The organism is Micromonospora sp. RV43 (assembly GCF_001029515.1).
In the GTDB taxonomy this organism is placed as follows: Bacteria; Actinomycetota; Actinomycetes; order Mycobacteriales; family Micromonosporaceae; genus Micromonospora; species Micromonospora aurantiaca.
Map to the genome: position 1 here is coordinate 1 of NZ_LEKG01000279.1, position 6,015 is coordinate 6,015.

Below are 6,015 nucleotides of genomic sequence, written 5' to 3' on the forward strand. Positions count from 1 at the left end.
CCCCCGTCCCACCCGGCGAGCCTAGACGCGCGACGGCGCGGGCGGGGCCGGAACTCGTCCGGGCCGCCGCCCGCGCCGCCGCGCGGTGCTCAGCCGATGCTCAGCGGTCGAGGACCAGCCCGACCTTCTGGAACTCCTTCAGGTCGCGGTAGCCGCACTTGGCCATCGCGCGGCGCAGGCCGCCGAAGAGGTTGAGCTGGCCGTCCGGCTCGTCGGCCGGGCCGAACAGCAGCTTCTCCATCGAGCCGAGCGGCTCACCGGCCACCTCGAACGCCCCACGGGGCAGCGACGGGTGGCTGGCCGCGGAGTGCCACCAGGCGCCCCCGGCCGGCGCCTCCTCGCACAACGACAGTGGCTCGCCGAGCATCACCGCGTCCGCGCCGCAGCCGAGCGCCTTGGCGATGTCGCCGGAGGTCTGCATGTCGCCGTCGGCGATCAGGTGCACGTACCGGCCGCCGGTCTCGTCCAGGTAGTCGCGGCGGGCAGCGGCGGCGTCGGCGATGGCGGTGGCCATCGGCACCCGGATGCCGAGCACCGACTCGGTGGTCGACCAGTCGTCGCCGCCGATGCCCACGATCACACCGGCCGCGCCGGTACGCATCAGGTGCAGCGCGGTCTTGTAGTCGGTGCACCCGCCGACGACTACCGGCAGGTCCAGGTCGGCGATGAACTCCTTGAGGTTGAGCGGCTCGTCGGTGGTGGAGACGTGCTCGGCCGAGACGAGCGTGCCCTGGATGACCAGGATGTCCACGCCGGCGTCGAGGATCACCGGGGCCAGCGCCAGGGTGTGCTGCGGGGAGACCCGTACCGCCACCGTGCCGCCGCCCTCACGCAGCTCGCGTACCCGCTCGGCGATCAGGTCGGGGCGGATCGGCTCGGCGTAGACCTCCTGGAGACGCTTGGTCGCCCGCGCGTCCTCGCCGAGACCGGCCAGCTCCTCCAGGATCTTGGCCGGGTTCTCGTACCGGGTCCAGAGGCCCTCGACGTTGAGCACGCCGAGGCCGCCGAGCTGGCCGAGCCGGACCGCCGAGGCGGGGCTCATGGTCGCGTCCGAGGGGTGCGCGACGCAGGGGATGCCGAACTGGTACGCGTCGAGCTGCCACGCGGTGGAGACGTCGTCGACGTCCCGGGTGCGGCGGCTCGGCACGATGGCGATGTCGTCCAGGTGGTAGCCGCGCTGCGCGGTCTTGCCCAGCCCGATCTCGACCACGTCACGCATGGGGGACTCCAGGTGGTTTGGGGGTGGTGGTTCAGCGGGAGTGGTAGTTGGGCGCCTCGACGGTCATCTGGATGTCGTGCGGGTGGCTCTCCTTGAGCCCGGCCGCTGTGATCCGGATGAGCTGGCCACGCCGGTGCAGCTCCGGGATGCTCTCCGCGCCCACGTACCCCATCGCGGCGCGCAGCCCGCCGATGAGCTGGTGGGCGACGGCGGAGAGCGGCCCCCGGTAGGGCACCTGGCCCTCGACGCCCTCCGGGACGAGCTTGTCCTCGGCGAGCACGTCCTGCTGGAAGTAGCGGTCCTTGGAGTAGGACTTGCCCTGGCCCCGCGACTGCATCGCGCCGAGCGAGCCCATCCCCCGGTACGCCTTGTACTGCTTGCCGTTGATGAAGATCAGCTCGCCGGGACTCTCCTCGCAGCCGGCAAGCAGGCTGCCGAGCATCACCGTGTCGGCGCCGGCGACGAGCGCCTTGGCGATGTCGCCCGAGTACTGGATGCCGCCGTCACCGATGACCGGCACACCGGCCGGGCCGGCGGCGCGGGCCGCCTCCATGATCGCGGTGATCTGCGGTACGCCCACACCGGCCACGATCCGGGTGGTGCAGATGGCGCCCGGGCCGACGCCCACCTTCACGCCGTCCGCGCCGGCCTCGACGAGCGCCTTCGCGCCCGCGTACGTGGCGATGTTGCCGCCCACGATGTCGATGGAGACGTCCCGCTTGAGCCGGGCGACCATCTCCAGCACGGCGCGCTGGTGGCCGTGCGCGGTGTCGACGATGACGACGTCCACGCCGGCGTCGACCAGGGCACGGGCGCGCTTGTAGCCGTCCTCGCCGACGCCGACCGCGGCGGCGACCCGGAGCCGGCCCGCGTCGTCCTTGGTGGCGTTCGGGTACTGCTCGCTCTTGGTGAAGTCCTTGACCGTGATCAGGCCGCGCAGCTTGCCGCCCGCGTCCACGATCGGCAGCTTCTCGATCTTGTGCTGGCGCAGCAGGCCGAGCGCGTCGTCCTTGCTCACGCCGACCGGGGCGGTGATCAGCGGGGTGCGGGTCATGATCTCGCGCACCGGCGTGGCCGGGTCGGAGACGAACCGCATGTCGCGGTTGGTGACGATGCCGACCAGCTGGCCCTGCCCGTCCACCACCGGCACGCCGGAGATGCGGTAGCGCCCGCAGAGCGCGTCGACCTCGCGCAGCGTGTCGTCCGGGCTGGCGGTCACCGGGTTGGTGATCATGCCGGACTCGGAGCGCTTCACCAGGTCGACCTGGAGCGCCTGGTCCTCGACGGAGAGGTTGCGGTGCAGCACGCCGATGCCGCCCTGGCGGGCCATGGCGATCGCCATCCGCGCCTCGGTGACGGTGTCCATCGCGCTGGACAGCAGCGGCACGGTCAGCTCGATGTTGCGGGTGAGGCGGGTGCGGGTGTTGACGCGGCTGGGCACGACGTCCGACTCGCCCGGCTGGAGCAGGACGTCGTCGAAGGTCAGCCCGAGCGGCACCACCCGGGCCGAACCGGCCGGCAGCTCGGGCAGATGGCCACCCAACTCCCCGCCGTCGGTGCCGGCCGGGATCTCGGTGCTGGGCGAATTCTCCACGATTGCTCCCCTGAGCTGGTCGTACGGGCTGCAGCGAGGCGGCGCGCGGGGGCACCGGCAGGCGTCTGGTGACGGCGCGTCGCCTCATCGTACCCACTTGCCCGTCCGCGCCCGGGAAGCGGCGGGCCCGAGGGTAGGCCGGGCCACAGCACGGGCTGGGGCGGGCTTTCCGGCGGCGCGGGGTCTACGGTGAAGGGGTGCACGACGAGCCCATCGACCCGTTCAACGGCGACCCGGCCGATCCGGCTGCCGGCCTGCACGATCCCGGCGACGACGACGCGCTCGACCCGCTGAGCGAGGTCGAGCGCCAGGACGTCCTGGAGGATCTCGCCGATCTGGAGATCTACCAGGCGTTGCTCCAGCCGATCGGCGTGCGCGGCCTGGTGATCGAGTGCGAGGACTGCCGCGAGCCGCACTACTTCGACTGGGACCTGCTGCGCGGCAACCTGCGCCACCTGCTCAACTCGGGGCGTCCCCGGGTGCACGAGCCGGCCTACGACCCCGACCCGGACCACTACGTGAGCTGGGACTACGCCCGCGGCTACGCCGACGGCGTGCACGACACGCTCACCGAGGGCACCGACGACTCCGCGCAGGAGTGATCCCGGCGCGGGTCAGGCGACCAGGCCGGCCCGGAACCCGGCCGCCACGGCGTGCGCCCGGTCGCGCGCGCCGAGCTTGCGGAACAGCCGCCGGGCGTGCGTCTTGACCGTGTCCTCGGAGACGAACAGCTCCCGCCCGATCTCCGCGTTGCTCTTGCCCTCGGCCATGCCGAGCAGCACCTGAAGCTCCCGCTCGGTCAGCCCGATCGCGCTGCGCGGCGACCGCGCCGGCCGCTGGGCCGCACCGGGCCGGGGCGCCTCCGCGCCGTCGGCCGCCGCCGGGTCGTCCGGGTCCTCACCCCGCTGCACGGGCACCACTGTGGGCAGGCCCGCCGCGTCCACCGGCGCCGTCGCCGGCCAGCCGGGCCCACCCTGGGTACGCCCCGGCGCCGCCGGCCGGGTCGGCCCGCCCACAGCCGCCGCGTCCCGGGCGGTGTCCGCCACCCGGTGCCTGTTGCTCCGCCCGGGGGCGGAGAGCAGCAGCAGCGCCTTGGCGACCGCGCTGGTCAGGTCGTGGTCGGCGTTCTGGATCAGTCCGCGCGCCCCGGCGCTGATGGTGGCCGCCGCCGACTCCGACTCCTCGGCGCCGAGCAGCAGCACCGCCGCCTGCGGGGCACGGGCCAGCACCCGCCGGACGAAGCCGGCGCTGTCCGGACGGGTCAGGGCGGTATCGGCGAGCACCACGTCCACCGGGCGCTCGGCGAGCCGCAACATCACCTCCGGATCGGAGACGGCCGTCCGGACGACGCCGGACAGCCCGAGCCGCGCCGCCGCGGAGGTCAGATGCTGGGCCGCCAATGGTGTCCGAACGCACACAAGAACACTACGCACAGTGGTCTCCTCTCCGACTCAGAGCAGACCATGCGGAGGTGGGCTCGGGAGGGGGTTCCGGGCAATCATCCGAACTTTTCCGACAGATGGGGCATATGCCGCCGAGTGTCCGAGGTTTTCGATCACAGATGTGTGAGGCGCGGACCGCTCGGGTACCGAGGGGTTCATCCGGAACCGGCATCCCGCGCGGACCGCCGCCCGGTAGCTGGCAACGAACATTCTCCGCGGTGCCGCGCGGGAGGAGGGGTGCTGATGTCGAACGTACGTAGGCTGCCTGGACCGATCGACGAGCTCTGGGACTGGCAGCGGCTCGGAGCCTGCCGTGGCCGCGACAGCGCGCAGTTCTTCCACCCGGACGGCGAGCGCGGCTCCTCCCGGCTGCGCCGCGAGATGGGTGCCAAGTCGGTCTGCCGTGCCTGCCCGGTACGCGCCGAGTGCGCCGCCCACGCGCTCTCCGTACGCGAGCCGTACGGCGTCTGGGGCGGGTTCAGCGAGTCCGAGCGGCTGCGGCTGCTCGCCCTCGGCTGGGAGGACCTGGCCGACCGCCGGCAGACCAAGGTGGACATCGCCCGGCTGGAGGCGCGCCTCGGCCGGCCGCACAACACCGCCGTGCCGGACCAGCGCAAGGTCGCCTGACCGGCTTCACGACCCCCGACGCCGCGCCCCGGACCCCGGGGCGCGGCGTCGTCGTGTCGTCCCGCCCCGCCGCCCCGCGCGTGATCAACACCAGCTCGGCGAAATGGCTATATCGCGGAGCCTCTGATGCCACCACTTCGGGGAACTGGTGTTGATCTTTCGGGGTGGGGCGGTCGTCAGGTGACCGTGACCCGCACTGTGTGCCAGCCGGTCGCGCCGTCCGGGGCGACCGGGGCGCGCTGTTCCGTCTGGGTCTCACCGGTCGTGTCGGTCGCCCGCACCTGGAGCGTGTGCTCGCCCGGCGTCGCGTCCCACCGCCAGGACCACTGCACCCAGGTGTCCGCCGACACGGCCTGGGCCGGCGTCGCCTCCTGCCAGGGGCCGCCGTCGACGCGTACCTCGACGAGACGGATGCCGCGGTGCTGCGCCCACGCCACACCGGCCACGATCACCGGACCGGCGGCCGGGCGGCTGCGGGGCCGGGGCGTGTCGATCCGGGACTGCGTCTTGATCGGGCCCTGCGCGGACCAGCCGCGCGGCACCCAGTACGCGTCGAAGTCGGCGAAGCTGGTCAGCTCCAGCTCGGTGAGCCACTTGCAGGCCGACACGTACCCGTAGAGGCCGGGCACCACCATCCGCACCGGGAAGCCGTGCTGGATCGGCAGCGGCTCGCCGTTCATGCCGACCGCGAGCAGCGCGTCCCGCCCGTCGCGCAGCACCGAGGTGGGCGTGCCGCAGGTCCACCCGTCGACCGCGCGGCCCACCACCTGGTCCGCGCCCTCCTCCGGGCCGGCCTCGTCGAGCAGTTCCCTGATCGGTACGCCGAGCCAGCGCGCGTTGCCGATCAGGTCGCCGCCCACCTCGTTGGAGACGCAGGCGAGCGTCACGTACCGCTCGACCATCGGGCGGGCCAGCAGGTCGTCGAAGCTCAGCTCGATCGGGTTGCGCACCCGCCCGTGGATCCGCAGCCGCCAGGTGACCGGGTCCACCTGCGGCACCACCAGCGCCGTGTCGATCCGGTAGAACTCCCGGTTCGGCGTCACGTACGGCGCGAGCCGGGGCAGTGACAGGTCGGCTCCGGCCGGCACCTGCGGGGCGGGCGCGGCCCGGGAGGCGGTGACGCTGCCCGCCCC

The 6,015-nt window shown here is 73.3% G+C and carries 6 protein-coding genes; 2 read left to right on the plus strand and 4 right to left on the minus strand.

Annotated elements, in window-relative coordinates; genetic code table 11:
- Window positions 1-100: 100 nt before the first annotated feature.
- Window positions 101-1,219 (minus strand): GuaB3 family IMP dehydrogenase-related protein, encoded by a 1,119-nt coding sequence (locus ABD52_RS35765; protein ID WP_013288539.1) that lies wholly within the window; start codon window positions 1,217-1,219, stop codon window positions 101-103.
- Between the two features lie 31 nt (window positions 1,220-1,250).
- On the minus strand, window positions 1,251-2,813 hold the full coding sequence (gene guaB, locus ABD52_RS35770; protein WP_030269408.1) for an IMP dehydrogenase: 1,563 nt from the start codon (window positions 2,811-2,813) through the stop codon (window positions 1,251-1,253).
- Window positions 2,814-3,010: 197 nt separating this feature from the next.
- Between guaB and ABD52_RS35775 the strand changes: the two genes are divergently transcribed.
- Entirely contained in the window at window positions 3,011-3,415 is a 405-nt protein-coding gene (locus ABD52_RS35775; protein ID WP_013288541.1) for a DUF5319 domain-containing protein, read from the plus strand.
- Between the two features lie 12 nt (window positions 3,416-3,427).
- Here the strand turns inward: ABD52_RS35775 and ABD52_RS35780 are convergent, their stop codons facing one another.
- Window positions 3,428-4,246 (minus strand): response regulator transcription factor, encoded by an 819-nt coding sequence (locus ABD52_RS35780; protein ID WP_013288542.1) that lies wholly within the window; start codon window positions 4,244-4,246, stop codon window positions 3,428-3,430.
- A gap of 252 nt (window positions 4,247-4,498) precedes the next feature.
- Here ABD52_RS35780 and ABD52_RS35785 point away from each other — a divergent pair, with 252 nt between their 5' ends.
- Window positions 4,499-4,882, plus strand: coding sequence for a WhiB family transcriptional regulator (locus ABD52_RS35785; protein ID WP_013288543.1), 384 nt, complete (start codon window positions 4,499-4,501; stop codon window positions 4,880-4,882).
- A 176-nt stretch (window positions 4,883-5,058) separates the two neighbouring features.
- On the opposite strand, the gene ABD52_RS35790 is transcribed toward ABD52_RS35785, so the two are convergent.
- On the minus strand, window positions 5,059-6,015 hold a 957-nt coding region (locus tag ABD52_RS35790), incomplete at its 5' end, for a molybdopterin-dependent oxidoreductase (protein ID WP_047894654.1).

Coding starts and splice junctions, on each gene's coding strand:
- ABD52_RS35785 (WP_013288543.1), top strand. CDS start 4,499: ATGTCGAACGTACGTAGGCTGCCTGGACCGATCGACGAGCTCTGGGAC.
- ABD52_RS35765 (WP_013288539.1), bottom strand. CDS start 1,219: ATGCGTGACGTGGTCGAGATCGGGCTGGGCAAGACCGCGCAGCGCGGC.